The sequence below is a fragment of the Pseudomonas sp. SH10-3B genome (assembly GCF_019891415.1).
In the GTDB taxonomy this organism is placed as follows: domain Bacteria; phylum Pseudomonadota; class Gammaproteobacteria; order Pseudomonadales; family Pseudomonadaceae; genus Aquipseudomonas.
Genome location: NZ_JAFLXD010000014.1, coordinates 45439 through 62793, shown reverse-complemented (window position 1 = coordinate 62793; position 17355 = coordinate 45439). Strand labels below are relative to the sequence as shown.

11 protein-coding genes and 1 other RNA gene are annotated in these 17355 nt (G+C 61.3%); 8 read left to right on the top strand and 4 right to left on the bottom strand.

Annotation, left to right across the window (positions count from 1 at the left end; all coding sequences use genetic code 11):
* Positions 1–34 precede the first annotated feature (34 nt).
* On the bottom strand, positions 35–2434 hold the full coding sequence (xdhB, locus tag J1G35_RS13145; protein WP_223015168.1) for a xanthine dehydrogenase molybdopterin binding subunit: 2400 nt from the start codon (positions 2432–2434) through the stop codon (positions 35–37).
* Entirely contained in the window at positions 2427–3875 is a 1449-nt protein-coding gene (gene xdhA / locus J1G35_RS13140; RefSeq protein ID WP_223015167.1) for a xanthine dehydrogenase small subunit, read from the bottom strand. Before xdhA ends, xdhB begins: the two co-directional genes overlap by 8 nt.
* A 280-nt stretch (positions 3876–4155) precedes the next feature.
* Between xdhA and J1G35_RS13135 the strand changes: the two genes are divergently transcribed.
* From J1G35_RS13135 to J1G35_RS13100, 8 genes are all read left to right on the top strand, one after another.
* Positions 4156–4815 carry a GntR family transcriptional regulator gene (locus tag J1G35_RS13135; RefSeq protein WP_053132831.1) on the top strand — a complete coding sequence of 220 codons (660 nt, stop codon included), beginning with the start codon at positions 4156–4158 and terminating at the stop codon, positions 4813–4815.
* A 2-nt stretch (positions 4816–4817) separates the two neighbouring features.
* The gene (smc, locus tag J1G35_RS13130) at positions 4818–8306 is read left to right on the top strand and encodes a chromosome segregation protein SMC (RefSeq protein ID WP_223015166.1); all 3489 of its coding nucleotides are present in this window, start codon (positions 4818–4820) and stop codon (positions 8304–8306) included.
* A gap of 259 nt (positions 8307–8565) precedes the next feature.
* Positions 8566–9429: a cell division protein ZipA gene (zipA, locus tag J1G35_RS13125; RefSeq protein ID WP_053132838.1), complete on the top strand. Its 864-nt coding sequence runs from the start codon at positions 8566–8568 to the stop codon at positions 9427–9429.
* 86 nt (positions 9430–9515) lie between these two features.
* The gene (ligA, locus tag J1G35_RS13120; RefSeq protein ID WP_223015165.1) at positions 9516–11873 is read left to right on the top strand and encodes an NAD-dependent DNA ligase LigA; all 2358 of its coding nucleotides are present in this window, start codon (positions 9516–9518) and stop codon (positions 11871–11873) included.
* Positions 11874–11992: 119 nt separating this feature from the next.
* Entirely contained in the window at positions 11993–13159 is a 1167-nt protein-coding gene (locus J1G35_RS13115) for a putative zinc-binding metallopeptidase (protein ID WP_223015164.1), read from the top strand.
* Positions 13160–13396: 237 nt separating this feature from the next.
* An RNA gene (gene ffs, locus J1G35_RS13110) (signal recognition particle sRNA small type) lies at positions 13397–13493 on the top strand.
* 244 nt (positions 13494–13737) lie between these two features.
* Entirely contained in the window at positions 13738–14784 is a 1047-nt protein-coding gene (locus tag J1G35_RS13105; RefSeq protein ID WP_053132868.1) for an N-acetylmuramidase family protein, read from the top strand.
* A 1-nt stretch (position 14785) separates the two neighbouring features.
* Positions 14786–15373, top strand: coding sequence for a hypothetical protein (locus J1G35_RS13100; RefSeq protein ID WP_223015163.1), 588 nt, complete (start codon positions 14786–14788; stop codon positions 15371–15373).
* A gap of 59 nt (positions 15374–15432) precedes the next feature.
* Here J1G35_RS13100 and J1G35_RS13095 read toward each other — a convergent pair whose 3' ends face one another.
* Together J1G35_RS13095 and J1G35_RS13090 are read right to left on the bottom strand one after the other, a co-directional pair.
* The gene (locus J1G35_RS13095; RefSeq protein WP_223015162.1) at positions 15433–16335 is read right to left on the bottom strand and encodes a DUF2167 domain-containing protein; all 903 of its coding nucleotides are present in this window, start codon (positions 16333–16335) and stop codon (positions 15433–15435) included.
* A gap of 61 nt (positions 16336–16396) precedes the next feature.
* On the bottom strand, positions 16397–17260 hold the full coding sequence (locus J1G35_RS13090) for a LysR substrate-binding domain-containing protein (RefSeq protein WP_223015161.1): 864 nt from the start codon (positions 17258–17260) through the stop codon (positions 16397–16399).
* Between the last annotated feature and the right edge of the window lie 95 nt (positions 17261–17355).

Sequence of the window (17355 nt, the reverse complement as noted above, 5' to 3'; positions counted from 1 at the left end):
ATCGGGGGCTTGCTCCCGATGGCAGCGCCTCGGTCTAGAGCGAAGCCATTTCAGTTTCAGTCTCGACAGCTGTCGCCGCCTGCACCTTGCGCATCTGCTCACACCCCCACAACACCCGCTCCGGTGTCGCCGGCGCATCGATCTTCGGCTGATGGCGATAATCAGCCAGGCTCGCCACCGCATCCTTGATCGCGCACCACGAGGCAATCCCGAGCATGAACGGCGGCTCACCCACGGCCTTGGAGTGGAACACCGTGTCTTCCGGGTTCTTGCGGTTTTCCACCAGCTTCACGCGCAGGTCCAGCGGCATGTCGGCCACCGCCGGGATCTTGTAGCTGGCCGGGCCGTTGGTCATCAGCTTGCCCTTGTTGTTCCACACCAACTCTTCCATGGTCAGCCAGCCCATGCCCTGGATAAAGCCGCCTTCCACCTGGCCGATGTCGATGGCCGGGTTCAGTGAGGCGCCCACGTCGTGGAGGATGTCGGTGCGCAGCATCTTGTATTCGCCGGTCAGGGTGTCGACGATCACTTCGCAGCACGCCGCGCCGAAGGCGAAGTAGTAGAACGGCCGACCGCGTGCCTGGCTGCGGTCGTAGAAGATTTTCGGGGTCTTGTAGAAACCGGTGCTCGACAGCGAGACCTGGGCGAAATACGCCTGTTGGATCAACGCCTCGAAGGTCAGGATCTGCTCGCGCACGCGCACATGACCGTTGTGGAATTCCACATCCGCTTCGCTCACGTCGTACTTGCGCGCGGCGAATTCCACCAGGCGTTGCTTGATGGTTTCGGCGGCGTTCTGGGCGGCCTTACCGTTCAGGTCTGCACCGCTGGAAGCAGCAGTCGGCGAGGTGTTGGGCACCTTGTCGGTATTGGTGGCGGTGATCTGCACGCGGTCGATGTCCACCTGGAACACTTCGGCCACCACTTGCGCGACCTTGGTGTTCAAGCCCTGGCCCATCTCGGTGCCGCCGTGGTTCAGGTGGATGCTGCCGTCGGTGTAGATGTGGATCAGCGCACCGGCCTGGTTCAGGAAGCTGGCAGTGAACGAGATCCCGAACTTCACCGGGGTCAGCGCCAGGCCTTTTTTCAGAATCGGGCTGTGGGCGTTGTACAGGCGGATCGCTTCGCGGCGCTCGGCGTATTGGCTGCTGGCTTCAAGTTCGGCGGTCATCTCTTCGAGCATGTTGTGCTCGACGGTCTGGTAGTAGTGGGTGACGTTGCGCTCGGTCTTGCCGTAGTAGTTGGCCTTGCGCACCGCCAGCGGGTCCAGTGCCAGATGGCGGGCGATGGCGTCCATCACTTCCTCGATGGCAACCATGCCTTGCGGGCCACCGAAGCCGCGATAGGCGGTGTTGGACGCGGTGTTGGTCTTGCAGCGATGGCCGTTCACCGTGGCGTCGCCCAGGTAGTACGAGTTGTCGGCATGGAACATCGCGCGGTCGACGATCGAGTTGGACAGGTCCGGCGAGCAGCCGCAGTTACCGGCCAGCTCCAGGTTGATGCCGTGCAGGCGACCGCTGTCGTCAAAGCCGACGTCGTATTCGACGTAGAAGGGGTGGCGCTTGCCGGTCATCAGCATGTCTTCGACGCGCGGCAGGCGCATCTTGGTCGGCTGGCCGGTGAGACGTGCCACCACCGCGCACAGGCACGCCGGGCTGGCGGCCTGGGTTTCCTTGCCGCCGAAACCGCCGCCCATCCGGCGCATATCGACGACGATCTTGTTCATCGACACGTCCAGCACTTCGGCCACCAGCTTCTGCACTTCGGTGGGGTTTTGTGTGGAGCAGTAGACGATCATGCCGCCGTCTTCGGTGGGCATCACCGAGGAAATCTGGGTTTCCAGGTAGAAGTGTTCCTGGCCGCCGATATGCAGCGTGCCCTGGATGCGGTGCTTGGCGGTCGCCAGTGCGCCGGCCGAATCACCGCGTTGGTGGGTGTGGCTGTCAAGCACGAAATGCTTGTTGCGAAAGGCCTCGACCACATCCAGCACGGGCTCCAGGTCTTCGTATTCGATCACGGCGGCCATCGCGGCCTTGCGTGCGGTGTCCAGGTCGCGGGCAGCCACGGCCAAAACGACCTGGCCGACAAACTGCACCATGTCGATGGCCAGCAAGGGATCGCCGGGCAGCAGCGGGCCGATGTCTTTCAGGCCCGGCACGTCTTCGTGGGTGATGACGATACGCACACCGTCGAAGGCGTAGCAGGGCGCGGTGTCGATGCTGATGATCCGGGCATGGGCGCGGTCGGACATGCGCGCATACAGGTGCAATTGGTTGGGGAATTCCAGGCGGTCATCGATGTACTGCGCTTCACCGGATACGTGCTTGGCGGCGCTGTCATGCTTGACGCTGCGGCCGACCCCGGAGGTCAGGTCCTGGGCAAACAGCGCGGCCAGTTCGGCCTGGGTTTTTTCCACGGCGTGATGGTTAGACATAAGCGGTCACCCGAGTCTCGATGTGCGGCGTTTGCAGTTCGATGAAGTATTTGCGCAGCAGGTTTTGCGCGCTGAGCAGGCGGTATTCCTTGCTGGCTCGGAAGTCCGAGAGCGGGGTGAAATCCTCGGCGAGGGCGGCGCAGGCTTTCTCGACGGTGGCAGAGTTCCAGGTGGCGCCGACCAACACGGCTTCGCAGCTTTTCGCACGTTTTGGCGTGGCGGCCATGCCGCCGAAGGCGACGCGGGCCTGGCTGATCACACCGTTGTCGATCTTCAGATTGAAGGCCGCACACACGGCGGAAATATCATCGTCCAGGCGCTTGGAAACCTTGTAGGCGCGGAACAGCGCGTGGCCCTTGGGCACGATGATTTTCTCGATGAACTCGCTGTCCTGGCGCGCCGTCACGCGGTAGTCGATGAAGTAGTCTTCCAGTGCCAAGGTGCGGCGTACGTCGCCCTTGCACAGCACGATCTGCGCGCCGAGGGCGATCAGCAGTGGCGGCGAGTCACCGATGGGCGAGGCGTTGCCGATATTGCCGCCCAGGGTGCCCTGGTTGCGGATCTGCAGGGAGGCGAAGCGGTGCAGCAGCTCGCCGAAGTCCGGGTATTCGTGGTGCAGCGCGGTGTAGCAATCGGAGAGGGCAGTGGCCGCACCGATTTCCAGGCGGTCGTCGAAGGATTCGATGCGCTTCATCTCTTCAATGTTGCCGACATAGATCATCACCGGCAGGGTGCGGTGGAACTGGGTGACTTCCAGCGCCAGGTCGGTGCCGCCGGCCAGTAGGCGAGCTTGGGGGTAAGCATCGTAGAGGTCGGCGAGGTCGGCAACGGTGAGGGGCACCAGGCAGCGTTTGTCGCCGCTGTTGAGTTCACCGGTTTGCGTCGGCGCGATGGCTTTGAGGCGGGCGATGGTCTCGGCCTGGCGGCTGTCGAACTGGTCCGCTGGCTTGTTGCAGCAGGCCTGTTCGGCGGCGGCGAGGATCGGGCGATAGCCGGTGCAGCGGCACAGGTTGCCGGCCAGGGCTTCGTGGGCCTTTTGGCTGTCGGGAGCGTCACTGTTCTTTTGCAGGGCGAACAACGACATCACAAAACCGGGGGTGCAAAAGCCGCATTGTGAGCCGTGGCACTCGACCATGGCTTTTTGAACGCTGTGCAGTTGGCCCTGGTGCTTGAGGTCTTCGACACTGATCAGTTGCTTGCCGTGCAACGACGACACAAACGTCAGGCAGGAATTGAGGCTGCGATAACGAATCTGCTCGGCGCCCTGCGGATCGGTGTGCAGCTCGCCCACCACCACCGTGCACGCACCGCAGTCGCCGCTGGCGCAGCCTTCCTTGGTGCCGGATTTGCCCACATGCTCGCGCAGATAGTTGAGCACGGTCAGATTGGGGTCCAGGGCGTGCTCGCTACGGAGTTCCTGGTTAAGTAAAAACTGGATCACGGAAGGCCTCGCAGACTCATTATTGTTGTTAACCGCTTTGCGCCGAATCTAGTCATGTCTGACTTTTCGGTCAACGATTTTCTGACCAGAAGGTCAAGAAATTGCGATCGCAACACTTTCAATTATGGTTCAGTCTTCTGAAACCGGCGTTTTTGGGGGCGTGTGGGTTTTCAGTGCTGCTTATTTCATGCCAAATTCGCCACCGTGGGCGTAGCGCCATCAGCGGGCCAATGCGCTACACTGCCGCGCTTGTACCGATAGAAGATTTTGAAGGGAAAACATGACGTTCAAGGCGCCGGACAGTCTCGCCGAGCAAATCGCTCACCACCTCGCCGAACGTATCATTCGCGGCGATCTCAAGCCTGGGGAGCGGATCCAGGAACAGAAAGTCACACTGGCGCTCAATGTCAGCCGTGGTTCCGTGCGCGAAGCCTTGCTGATCCTCGAACGCCGGCACCTGATCGCGATCCTGCCGCGCCGTGGTGCCCACGTCACCGAGCTGACTGCGCACAAGGTGCAGAGCCTGTGCACGCTGATGAGCGAGCTGTATATCCTGCTCGGCAATGCGGTCGCCCAGGGCTGGCAGACCCAGGCGGACATGGCGCCGTTCGTGCAGATCCAGCAGCGCCTGGTGAGCAATTTCGAGCGCCAGGACATCCGTGCCTTTGTCGAAGAATGCTTCAATGTGATGCGCGCCGCGTACCCCTTTGCCAACAACCCGTATTTGCAGGAAACCGTCGAGAACCTGCAGCCGGCGATGAACCGCGCCTATTACCTGGCCCTGGATCAGCGCAAGGCGTCCATGAGCGAGTACCTGGCGCTGTTCGAGCAACTGCTCGCCGCCGTGCTCGCCCGTGACCTGCTGCAGATTCGCCAGGTGTTGTCGGCCTACTGCGAGCGCAGCAGCTCGCTGGTCATCGCAGCGTTGGCGGACGCCTAAACGTGCGGCTCAAGTGCATCAAACTGGCGGGGTTCAAATCCTTCGTCGACCCGACCACGGTGAACTTCCCCAGTAACATGGCGGCAGTGGTCGGGCCCAATGGCTGCGGCAAGTCGAACATCATCGACGCCGTACGCTGGGTGATGGGCGAGAGCTCGGCAAAAAACCTGCGTGGCGAGTCGATGACCGATGTCATCTTCAACGGCTCCACCAGCCGCAAGCCAGTGAGCCAGGCCAGCATCGAACTGGTGTTCGACAACTCCGACGGCACCCTGATCGGCGAATACGCGGCCTACGCGGAAATCTCCATCCGCCGCAAGGTGACGCGCGACAGCCAGAACAGTTACTTCCTCAACGGCACCAAATGCCGACGCCGGGACATTACCGACATCTTCCTCGGTACCGGCCTGGGCCCGCGCAGCTATTCGATCATCGAACAGGGCATGATCTCCAAGCTGATCGAAGCCAAGCCCGAAGACCTGCGCAACTTTATCGAGGAAGCGGCCGGCATCTCCAAGTACAAGGAGCGCCGCCGCGAGACCGAAAACCGTATCCGCCGCACCCATGAAAACCTCGCCCGCCTCACCGACCTGCGCGAAGAGCTGGAGCGCCAGTTGGAGCGCTTGCACCGCCAGGCCCAGGCCGCCGAGAAGTATCAGGAATACAAGGGCGAAGAGCGCCAGTTGAAGGCGCAACTGTCGGCCCTGCGTTGGCAGGCGCTGAATGAACAGGTGGGCCAGCGCGAAGCGATTATCGGCACCCAGGAAATCAGCTTTGAAGCGTTGGTGGCCGAGCAGCGCAATGCCGACGCCGCCATCGAGCGCCTGCGCGACGGGCACCATGACCTGTCCGAACGCTTCAATCTGGTGCAGGGCCGCTTCTACTCGGTGGGCGGCGATATTGCCCGGGTCGAGCAAAGCATCCAGCACGGCCAGCAGCGCTTGCGCCAGTTGCAGGACGATTTGAAGGAAGCCGAACGCGCGCGCCTGGAAACCGAATCGCACCTGGGCCACGACCGCACCTTGCTGCTGACATTGGGTGAAGAGCTGGACATGCTCACCCCCGAGCAGGAAATCACCAACGCCGCCGCCGAAGAGGCCGCCGCTGCGCTGGAAGAATCCGAAACCACCATGCACGGTTGGCAGGAGCAGTGGGACGCCTTCAACCTGCAATCCGCCGAACCGCGGCGCCAGGCCGAGGTGCAGCAGTCGCGCATCCAGCAACTGGAAACCAGCATGGAACGCCTGGCCGAGCGCCAGCGTCGTCTGCAGGAAGAGCGCGTGCTGCTCGCCGCCGACCCTGAAGACGCGGCGATCATGGAGCTGAGCGAGCAACTGGCCGAAAGCGAAATGACCCTGGAAGAGCTGGAAGCCAGCGAAGAACAACAAGTGGAGCGCCTGGAGCAACTGCGTCAGCAGCTGCAGCAGGCGACCCAGTCCCAGCAGCAGGCCCAGGGCGATTTGCAGCGGCTCAATGGCCGGCTGGCGTCCCTTGAAGCCTTGCAGCAAGCGGCGTTGGACCCAGGCACCGGCACTGCCGAATGGCTGCGTGATCAGCACCTGGCCGAGCGTCCGCGTTTGGCCGAAGGCTTGAAAGTTGAATTCGGTTGGGAGCTGGCGGTAGAGACCGTTTTAGGCGCCGACCTGCAAGCCGTACTGGTGGATGATTTTGGCGGCTTTGACCTGGCCGGTTTTGCCCAGGGTGATCTGCGTCTGCTCAGCCCCGCCGCTGATGGCACGCGAGTGCCGGGCAGCCTGTTGGACAAGGTCGAGGCGGCGATTGACCTGTCGCCGTGGCTGGGCCAGGTCAGGCCGGTGGATTCCCTGGAGCAGGCCCTGGCCCAGCGTGGTCAACTGGCTGGCGGCGAAAGCCTGATCAGCCGCGACGGTTACTGGGTCGGCCGCCACTTCCTGCGGGTGCGCCGCGCCAGCGAAGCGGAAAGCGGCGTTCTGGCCCGTGGCCAGGAAATCGTCAAGCTGATCGCCGAGCGTGAAGAGCGCGAAGCTACCCTGGAAAGCCTCGAAACCGAACTGCAAACCGTGCGCGCCACCCAGCGCCAGCAAGAGACCGGTCGTGAACACCTGCGCCGCCTGTTGCAGGACGAAGCGCGCCAGCAAGGCGAATTGAAAGCGCAGCTCTCTGCGAGCAAGGCCAAGGCCGAGCAACTGACCCTGCGTCGCACCCGCCTCGACGAGGAAGTGGCCGAGATGGGCGAGCAGCGCGCCCTGGAGCACGAACAGATCGGCGAAGCGCGCCTGCAATTGCAGGAAGCCCTCGACAGCATGGCCCTGGACACCGAGCAGCGCGAACTGCTGCTGGCTCAGCGCGACAGCCTGCGCGAGCGCCTCGACCGCGTGCGCCAGGAAGCGCGGCAGCACAAGGATCACGCCCATCAGTTGGCAGTGCGCCTGGGTTCGCTCAAGGCCCAGCACGCGTCCACGGCCCAGGCCCTTGAGCGCCTGGAGATGCAGTCCGAGCGCCTGACCGAAAAGCGCGAGCAACTGAGCCTCAACCTGGAGGAGGGCGAAGCACCGCTGGAAGAGTTGCGCCTCAAGCTTGAAGAATTGCTCGACAAGCGCATGACCGTCGACGAAGAACTCAAGACCGCACAGATCGCCCTCGAAGACGCCGACCGCGAACTGCGCGATGCAGAAAAACGCCGGACCCAGGCCGAGCAGCAATCCCAGCTGATTCGCGGCCAGCTCGAGCAACAGCGCATGGAATGGCAAGCCCTGACCGTGCGCCGCAAGACCCTGCAAGACCAGTTGCTCGAAGACGGCTACGACTTGCATGGCGTGCTCAACACCTTGACCGCCCAGGCCAACGAGAAAGAAGCCGAAGAAGAACTTGAACGGATTGCCGCACGTATCCAGCGACTTGGCGCGATCAACCTCGCCGCCATCGATGAATACCAGCAGCAGTCCGAGCGCAAACGTTATCTGGATGCCCAGGACGCCGATCTGGTGGAAGCCCTGGACACCCTGGAAAACGTGATCCGCAAGATCGACAAGGAAACCCGCAACCGCTTCAAAGATACCTTTGATCAGATTAATGGCGGTTTACAGGCGTTATTCCCGAAAGTTTTCGGTGGTGGCAGCGCTTACTTGGAACTGACTGGCGAAGATCTACTCGATACAGGGGTAACGATCATGGCGCGGCCTCCGGGTAAGAAGAACAGCACTATCCATTTGTTGTCCGGCGGCGAAAAAGCCCTGACCGCATTGGCCCTGGTATTTGCCATCTTCAAGTTGAATCCGGCGCCGTTCTGCATGCTCGATGAAGTTGACGCTCCGCTGGATGACGCTAACGTTGGACGCTATGCACGACTGGTCAAAGAGATGTCCCAGACGGTGCAATTCATCTATATCACCCACAACAAGATCGCCATGGAAATGGCTGATCAGTTGATGGGGGTGACAATGCATGAGCCGGGCTGTTCACGATTGGTTGCGGTGGATGTGGAAGAAGCGATGGCGATGGTGGAATCCTAAGCCCTGGCAGCACAGAAAAATCCTAGCGCGCTGTAGGGCGATTTACCGGTCTGACGAAAGTGGCAAATGGACATATTTGTTCAAGGCATTTTGACAGACGGTGTAAAGTTATCTTTGGTCGTGCTAGTTTAATGTCAATTTTTCGTATGCGTGGGCAAAACGTCAGTCAGAACATAGAGTTGGCGCCACGTTTTAAAGCGGTTTGCACGGTGCTAAACCCCTTATTTTTCAGCATTTTTTATTAGAGGCACGGGATTACATGGAAATCGGTCTGCGCGAGTGGCTGATCGTCATCGGCATAATTGTCATTGCCGGTATTCTTTTTGATGGCTGGCGCCGCATGCGCGGTGGCAAGGGCAAGCTCAAATTCCGTCTGGACCGCAACCTGTCCAACTTGCCCGACGACGACGGCAGCGCCGAATTGCTGGGGCCGCCCCGTGTGCTGGATACCCATAAAGAGCCGCAACTGGACGAGCATGACCTGCCATCCATGAGCGCGCCTTTGCGTGAAGCCCGTGAACCCTCTTCCAAGCGTGGCAAACGTGCCAGCGCCGGCGTTGCCGAACCCCATCAGGGTGACCTCAACCTCGATGTGGATGAAGGTCCGAGCTTCAGCAGCCGTGACGATGACTTCCCGGATGAAAACGCCGGTAAGAACGCGCCGCGCCAGTCGGTCAACGATCAGCCGGCCGCCGAAGAAGTGCTGGTGATCAGCGTGATCTGCCGCGACGCCGCCGGCTTCAAGGGCCCGGCCCTGCTGCAGAACATCCTCGAAAGCGGCCTGCGCTTTGGCGAGATGGATATTTTCCACCGCCACGAAAGCATGGCTGGCAACGGCGAAGTGCTGTTCTCCATGGCCAACGCGGTCAAGCCAGGCACCTTCGACTTGGACGACATCGACCTGTTCAGCACCCCGGCCGTAAGCTTCTTCCTCGGCCTGCCGGGCCCGCGTCACCCGAAACAAGCGTTCGACGTGATGGTGGCCGCCGCCCGCAAGCTGTCCCAGGAGCTCAACGGCGAGCTTAAGGACGACCAACGCAGCGTCCTGACCGCGCAGACCATCGAACACTACCGTCAGCGCATCGTCGAGTTCGAGCGTCGCGCCCTGACACAGAAACGCTGAGGATTGGTTTCCAGCGTTGTCATTAGAATAAGCGCACCAACATTTGAGCAGCTTCGGCTGCTCTTTTGCTTTATGAGAGAACACCCATGACCGCCGCCCACACCCGCATCCTCGAACTGCGCGCTGAACTGGATCAGCACAACTACCGTTACCACGTCCTCGACGAGCCGAGCATTCCGGACGCCGAGTACGACCGGCTGTTCCACGAGCTCAAGGCCCTGGAGGCCGAGCATCCGGACCTGGTGACGCGGGATTCGCCGACGCAGCGGGTCGGCAGTGCGGCGTTGTCCGCCTTCACCCAGGTACGCCACGAGATCCCGATGCTCAGCCTGGGCAACGCGTTTGATGAAACCACCATGCTGGAGTTTGATCGCCGGGTCACCGAAGGCCTCGACCTGCCGGTGGGCGATCTGTTTGGCGGTGGCGCGGCGGTGGAGTACAGCTGCGAGCCCAAGCTCGATGGCCTGGCGGTCAGTCTGCTTTATCAGGACGGCGAGTTGGTGCGCGGCGCTACCCGAGGCGACGGCACTACCGGCGAAGACATCAGCGTCAACGTGCGCACCGTGCGCAATATCCCGCTGAAACTGCAGGGCAGCGGCTGGCCGGCGTCCCTGGAAGTACGTGGCGAAGTGTTCATGTCCAAGGCCGGCTTCGAGCGGCTCAACGCCTCGCAACTGGAGGTCGGCGGCAAGACCTTCGCCAACCCGCGCAATGCTGCGGCCGGCAGCCTGCGCCAGTTGGATTCGAAGATCACCGCCAGCCGTCCGTTGGAATTCTGCTGCTATGGCGTGACCACCGACATCAGCGATACCCATATCGGCAACCTGCAGCAGTTGCAGAAATGGGGCATGCCCATCAGTCATGAGCTGAAGCTGGCCAAGGGTATTCAGGATTGCCTGGATTACTACCGCGATATCGGCGAGCGACGTAACAGCCTGCCGTATGAAATCGACGGCGTGGTGTTCAAGGTCAACAGCATTGCCTCGCAACGTGAACTGGGCTTCCGCGCCCGCGAACCGCGCTGGGCCATCGCGCATAAATTCCCGGCCATGGAAGAACTTACCGAACTGCTCGACGTGGAATTCCAGGTCGGCCGCACCGGCGCCGTAACCCCAGTGGCGCGCTTGAAACCGGTCAAGGTGGCGGGCGTCACCGTGTCCAACGCCACCCTGCACAACATGGATGAAGTGGCGCGCCTGGGCCTGATGATCGGCGACACCGTGATCATCCGGCGTGCCGGGGATGTCATCCCGCAGGTGGTCTCTGTGGTCACCGAGCGCCGCCCGGAACACGCCCGTGCGGTGCAGATCCCCGAAAGCTGCCCGGTGTGCGGCTCCCATGTGGAGCGCACGCAACTGGTCAAGCGCAGCAAGGGCAAGGAAACCGTCAGCGAAGGCGCGGTGTACCGCTGCGTCGGGCGCCTGGCGTGTGGTGCGCAACTCAAGCAGGCGATTATCCATTTCGTCTCGCGCCGGGCCATGGACATCGACGGGCTCGGTGACAAAACCATCGAGCAACTGGTGGATGAAAAACTCATCGGTTCGCCGGCCGACCTCTACAAACTCAAATACGAGCAGATCATCGACCTGGAAGGCTTTGCCGATATCTCCAGCAAGAAACTGATCACTGCCATCGAAAACAGCAGGACCCCGACCCTGGCGCGCTTTATCTACGCACTGGGCATTCCCGATGTGGGCGAAGAGACCGCCAAGGTGCTGGCGCGCTCCCTGGCGTCCCTTGAGCGCGTGCAGAAGGCCTTGCCGGAAGTGCTGACGTACTTGCCGGATGTGGGCCTGGAAGTGGCACACGAGATCCACAGCTTCTTTGAAGACCGCCACAACCAGGACGTGATCGGCGCGCTGTTGTCGCCGGATGAATGCGGCCTGCAATTGCAGGATCAGGGTGAGCTGAGCGCCGAGTTCGCCGCCAGTACCACTTTGGGCGGCTTCTTGGACAAGCTGCACGTACCCTCCGTGGGCCCTGGCGCTGCGCAGAAACTTGCGGATAAGTTCGGCAGCCTGGAGGGCGTGATCAAGGCGGACTGGCTCGACATGCGCCAGGCGCTGCCGGAGAAGCAGGCCAAGGCTGTGCGCGACTTCTTTGATAACCCGGACAACGCCAGCCGCGCCGTGGCGATTGAGCAGCAGCTCAAGGACTTCGGCATGCACTGGCAGAGCGAGAAGAAGGTGGTCGAAGGCCTGCCCGAAGCGGGGCATACCTGGGTGCTCACCGGCTCTCTGGAACTGATGAGCCGCGACGTGGCCAAGGACAAGCTCGAAAGCCTCGGCGCCAAGGTGGCCGGTTCCGTGTCGGCGAAGACCCATTGCGTGGTGGCTGGGCCGGGTGCCGGCTCCAAGTTGGCCAAGGCCAGCGAACTGGGCTTGAAAGTGCTGGACGAAGAGGCCTTTGTCGCGTTCCTTGCCAAACACAATATTTCGGTCTGACGCGGCGCCTGTGGTGAGCGGGCTTGGCCCCTCGCCGCGCTGGGACGCAGCCCCTGAAGAAAGTGGAACGATCCTGAGTCCGAAATGATCTAGTCTCAGTCACCCAGAGAGAGATCGCCATGTTCCGCTACTTCGAGCAACTCAGTTCGCGCATCGCCGCACCGTTCATGGCCGAAACCTCGCGCAACAGCAAGGTGTGGCAGTGTCGGTGCGGGCAGGCGCTGTTCTTTCGCAACAGCCAGTGCCTGGCTTGCCACGCGCTGCTGGGTCATCAGCCGCAGCAAAGCCGCTTGTCCTCCTTGCAGCCTGGGCCCGTGGAAGGCACCTGGCTGCAAGACGACAACCTCGACGCCGGCGCTTTTCGCCGTTGTGCCAACCTCGACACCGCGGCGGCCTGCAACTGGCTGATTCCCGCCCACAGCACTGCGCCGCTGTGTGTGGCGTGCAGCCTCAACCGCACCATTCCCGACCTGTCGATCCCGGAGAACCCCGAGCGCTGGCGCAAGGTGGAGACCGCCAAGCGTCGGCTGGTGGCGCAGTTGATCAGCCTGGGCCTGCAAGTGGTGCCCAAAAGCGTCGACGAGGACATTGGTCTGGCGTTCGACTTCGTCGGCATCGACCTGGAAGGCAACGCGCCCATGACCGGGCATGCCAACGGCCTGATCACCCTTGACATCAAGGAAGCCGACGACGCCCACCGCGAAAAAATCCGGGTGCAGATGCGCGAACCCTACCGCACCTTGCTGGGCCATTTTCGCCATGAGGTCGGCCACTATTACTGGGACCGCCTGATCGCCAACAGCCACTGGCTGGAGCCTTTTCGCCAGGTGTTCGGCGACGAACGCGCCAGTTACGCCGACGCCCTTGACCAGCACTACCAGAACGGCCCACGCCCCGACTGGCAGCAAACCTGCGTCAGTGCCTACGCCACCATGCACCCCTGGGAAGACTGGGCCGAAACCTGGGCCCACTACCTGCACATGATGGACGCCGTCGACACCGCCCTGGGCTTTGGCATGAGCGCCCGTGAGATGGACCTGGATTACCAGCCATTCCCCCTCACCACGCTCTACGACCCTGAACATCCCGGCGGCGTGGCATTCCTGTCCTTCGTCAACGCCTGGATCGAACTGGCCGGCATGCTCAATGAGCTGTCCCGCGCCATGGGCCAGCCCGATTTTTACCCGTTCGTGCTGCCACCGGCGGTGATTGCCAAGCTGCACTTTATTCACCTGGTCATCCAGGAAGAGGGTGGTCGGGCGGATGAGGTGTTGCAGGCACAATGATGAACCAATGTGCGAGGGGGGCTTGCCCCTGATAGCGGTGGGTCAGTCACTGATTTATTGGCTGGCAGACCGCTATCGGGGCAAGTCCCCTCCCAAAGGGGATGGCGTAGATGCTGACGGCCATGGCAAGTGCTTGAACCCCTTCATATTTTTAATCCGTCACCAACGGTTGTAACTTCCGATGAGATCGGTACAATGGCCCCGCTTGCCGAGAGGCCAGCGTCGTTATGGTGACCCCATCGGTCCCCCCGCAACGATTACCCGTGAACCTGGTCAGAGCCGGAAGGCAGCAGCCACAGCGGGAACATTGTGTGCCGGGGTGTGGCTGGTGGGGTTGCCTCCATAACGCTCTTCCTTGCAATACCCCCTTCGCTTCAAATCCAAATGACTTATTTCCAGTCAACTGCCGATTTTTTATTGCGCAGTCGATGACGGCTGTTTCACAACTTTCCAAGCCTTCTCTGGACAACCCCAAACCGCCTTGTTAGTTTCCGCCGGCCACTTGTTTCAGAATATGACAATGGCGCCGACTTGATATTGAAGTGCTATCACTTCTTTAACTAACAAGGATGTCTGTGATGAAAAGCCTGCAAGGTTTACCTCGTCTTATCAGTGCTTCGGTAGGCGCTCCGGGTAAAGCCCGCAACTTGCCCGCCGATGTGCAGTGCATCCAGTATTTATTCAATCTGATCATTCCCAAGATGGGTTTCCCGCTGGCCGAAAACGGTAAATGCGACGGCCAGTTGGTGCAGTGCATCAGCCAGTACCAGTTCCGCCATCTCAAATACGCCCACCCCGATGGCGTGATCGATCCCACCGGTCGCACCTTCAACAGCCTGATCGAGGAAGCGGTGAAAGTGCCGGTGAAGGCCTTTCCGGCAATGCGTATTCCCACTTTTCTCAACGCCTTTGGCAACAACCAGGGCGATGCGGTGCAGGCCACAGTCAATGTGTACCTGGAGCGCATGCGCGCGATGATCGAGGCCGAGCGGCGTAACCGGCAATTAATGCTCCAGGCCACGTGCGACGGGGGCATGACCCTCAGCGAAACGGACTTCCAGAACGCTGCCACGCAGTTAGGCAGCGGTATTTCGGTGAATATCATCAAGGCCTTCGCCACCGTCGAGTCCGGTGGGCGTTCGGGGTTCGGCCCGGCCAAGTTGCCGGTGATCGCGTTTGAAGGGCACTTGTTTCGCAAGTACACCAAGCACATCTACGACCAGGCGCATCCGCTGCTGTCCTACCCCTACAAGAAAAAGGCCGGGCCGCAGTGGCAGACCAACAACAAGGACCAGACCAAGGCGTGGGAAACCATGGCCACTGCGTTTGCTCTGGATCAGGAAGCGGCACTCATGTCGGCTTCGTGGGGCATGTTCCAGATCATGGGCTTCAACTTTGCCTCGTGCGGTTACAAGACGGTGTTTGAGTTTTCGGCAGCATTAAAAGTGAATGCCGGCAACCAACTAAAAGCGTTCCTGGGCTTTTGCAGCAAGAGCCCGGCATTGATGAAGGCCATGAAAGCCAAGGACTTTACCGGCATGGCGCGTAACTATAACGGCGAGGACTACGGCAACTACGACGTCCTTATGCAGAAAGCCTACGAAAAACTTGAAGGGAAAAAATAGGATGATCCGTTTTCTAGCAATCGGTGTGTTGTCGTTGTGCGCCGTGGGCTCTGCCTTGGCCGGTTCGGCTGGGTTGCATTCGGGCAAGTACGAAGGGCTGATGCTGGCAGTGACGCCGGAGCATCAGGTCGAAGGGTTCTATTCGGAAGCCATGGGCGAGGGCGTCACCCGCAGTTGCGCGTTTTATCTGCAAGGCAAGCCTGAGGCGCTCACCACTTGGCTCGATGAGGCTCATCCCGGCAGCGTGGCGCCTTCGTCCGATGGCGTCACCCTGACGGTGGAAGAGGGCCGCCAGCACCCAGGCTGCATGAATGTGCTGATGCCGGAGATTGCCACCGGCCTGGACCTGACCCAGACCGCCAGCAAAAAATGGATCGGCCTGGTGACGGTCTCTGCCGACAAGGCTTACCTGCTGAAAACCCCAGGCGCCAAGGCGGCCAAGCGTCCGTATATCGTCAAGCGCGATGTGGTCGGTGTGCTGGCCTTCAAGGACGGCTGGGCCCAGGTCGAATTCATCAATGCCGAGGACCGCTCGTTCAGTGGTTGGATCAGCCAGGATCAATACAGTCGCCTGGCCGCGCCTAACTGAGTCATCCGCCAAAACGCCGCAGTGTGCCGGGCACGCTGCGGCGTTTTGGTGTCTGGGGTTCAGGCCTTGTTGCGGTTGAACAGCTTGCGAATCAGGGCGAGCAGCGCCACCACACCGATCACCAGAAACTTCTTCGCGGCAAGCAGGAAGATACCGATCTTGGCAAATAGCCCGGCCTTGGCGGCAATCCCGCCGGCAACCAACGCGGCGAGGCCGTAAGTGGCGAGCTTGTCGGTTTTCGGGTTGAAGTCGGTATAGAGGTTGCCGTCGGTGAAGTTGGTAAAAGCCAGGACCTTGGGCAGTTCCTGTTTGATGGTGGCCAGGTCGGCCATGGCGGCGACGGCATTGAGTTCCAGCACCCCTTCACGGCCCAACACGCGGATGCTGTAGTTGAGGGTGGTCTGGTCGGCGTCGTCGGCCTTCAGTTCGCGGGCCCAGTACATCTTGTGGGTGGTGTCGTCGTAGTGTGGCGGCTCGGCCCAGCCCAGCAGATGCAGGCCGGCGTAGCCTTGTTTCTGGCGCTCCTGGTTCTCTGCTTCATCTTCTTCCTGCATCTGCTTGAGCAGGTCGGCGTAGTCGATTTTTGCCGCATCTTCGTCGGAAATATGCCCATCAGCCTTGTAGCTCACGATCACGCCCCAGCCGCGTTCCGACAACGGGCTGACGGCTTTGGGCACGATCATGCCCAGGGTCTTGAAGCCCGGCGGGTTACCCCAGCCGTCGGTCAGCAGACGCTCGGTATCGGCAGGGTCGAGGTAGTAGAACTCGTCGTTGAGCTTGAGGGTGGCAATGCCGCTGGGCAGGGTGACCGTGCCGGTCTTTTGCTTGAGTGACGTCAGAAAGTGTTCCGCCGTTTCGGCGGGTGCGCTGGCTTCAACGGGGGCAGGCGCGGCAGCAGCAACGGCGGGTGCAGCAGGCAGGCTCAGGGCGGCTGCCGCTAACAACAAGCGGAAGTAATTCATGGTAGTCCCTTACATTTTGAATTAATTTCGCGAGAGGATAACCGAAACAACATGTTGCGAGTTAGCCGAACGTCTCCCGCAACAGCCCGGCGAATGCATCCCTGGCCAGATGTCGCTGGGTGTCCTTGTGCCAGAACAGCAGGTTATCCACGGCCGCCAGCTCTTCAAATCGATAAGACGCCAGCTGAGTGGCCTGCTCATAGCGCGCCAGGATGCCTTCCGGCGCCAATGCCACGCCAATCCCGGCGCTGACGCAGCCGATGATCGTGCCCCAACTGGCATAGCTGGCGATGCTCGGCTTGAAGTCATGGGGCTTGACCCAGTTTTCCAGGGCTGCGCGATACGGGCAGCCGGGTGGCCAGACCAGCAAGGTGCGGCCGGCGAGGTCCTTGGCGCCATTGATGGGGGCACTCGACGCGCTGGCGATCAGCACCAGGCGCTCGCTGTAGACCACGCTGTGTTCGAGCTTGGGGCGCTTGTCGCCGACGGCTACCAGCGCCACGTCCAAGCGATGGTGTTGCAGGTCGTCGAGCAACGGGCCCCAGGCGCCCGTCACCAGTTCCAGGCTGACATTGGGATAGCGCCGGTGATACTCCGCCAGCAGTGGCGGCAAACGCCCGCTGGCGCTGGACTCCACCGCGCCGATCCGCAAGGTGCCACGGGGAATCGCGTTGGCGTCCACGGCGCGTTTGGACTCATCCACCAGCGCGAGAATGCGCTCGCAGTAATCCAGGAAAATCTCTCCGGCGGCACTGATGGCCAGCCCACGCCCGGCGCGGATGAATAGGGGGGTGCCCAGCTCGCCTTCCAGCTGCTTGATGCGCGTGGTGACGTTGGACGGCACGCAATGCAGCAGCACGGCTGCTTGGGCCACGCTGCCGGTTTGCGCCACGGCTCGCACCATTTTCAGTTGGGCCAGTTCCATTGCTCAGTTCCAGTGATTGCAGAAGTCAGAAACGGTTAATTGTCCTGCGCCTTACTCGGGCCAAGACTGACGGCACTCCTTCCCAGTTTCTGGAC

Bases quoted from the DNA above. Each gene is read 5' to 3' on its own strand.
- J1G35_RS13090 (WP_223015161.1), bottom strand. From the start codon at position 17,260: ATGGAACTGGCCCAACTGAAAATGGTGCGAGCCGTGGCGCAAACCGGC.
- zipA (WP_053132838.1), top strand. From the start codon at position 8,566: ATGGAAATCGGTCTGCGCGAGTGGCTGATCGTCATCGGCATAATTGTC.
- J1G35_RS13095 (WP_223015162.1), bottom strand. From the start codon at position 16,335: ATGAATTACTTCCGCTTGTTGTTAGCGGCAGCCGCCCTGAGCCTGCCT.
- J1G35_RS13115 (WP_223015164.1), top strand. From the start codon at position 11,993: ATGTTCCGCTACTTCGAGCAACTCAGTTCGCGCATCGCCGCACCGTTC.
- ligA (WP_223015165.1), top strand. From the start codon at position 9,516: ATGACCGCCGCCCACACCCGCATCCTCGAACTGCGCGCTGAACTGGAT.
- J1G35_RS13100 (WP_223015163.1), top strand. From the start codon at position 14,786: ATGATCCGTTTTCTAGCAATCGGTGTGTTGTCGTTGTGCGCCGTGGGC.
- J1G35_RS13135 (WP_053132831.1), top strand. From the start codon at position 4,156: ATGACGTTCAAGGCGCCGGACAGTCTCGCCGAGCAAATCGCTCACCAC.
- xdhB (WP_223015168.1), bottom strand. From the start codon at position 2,434: ATGTCTAACCATCACGCCGTGGAAAAAACCCAGGCCGAACTGGCCGCG.
- J1G35_RS13105 (WP_053132868.1), top strand. From the start codon at position 13,738: ATGAAAAGCCTGCAAGGTTTACCTCGTCTTATCAGTGCTTCGGTAGGC.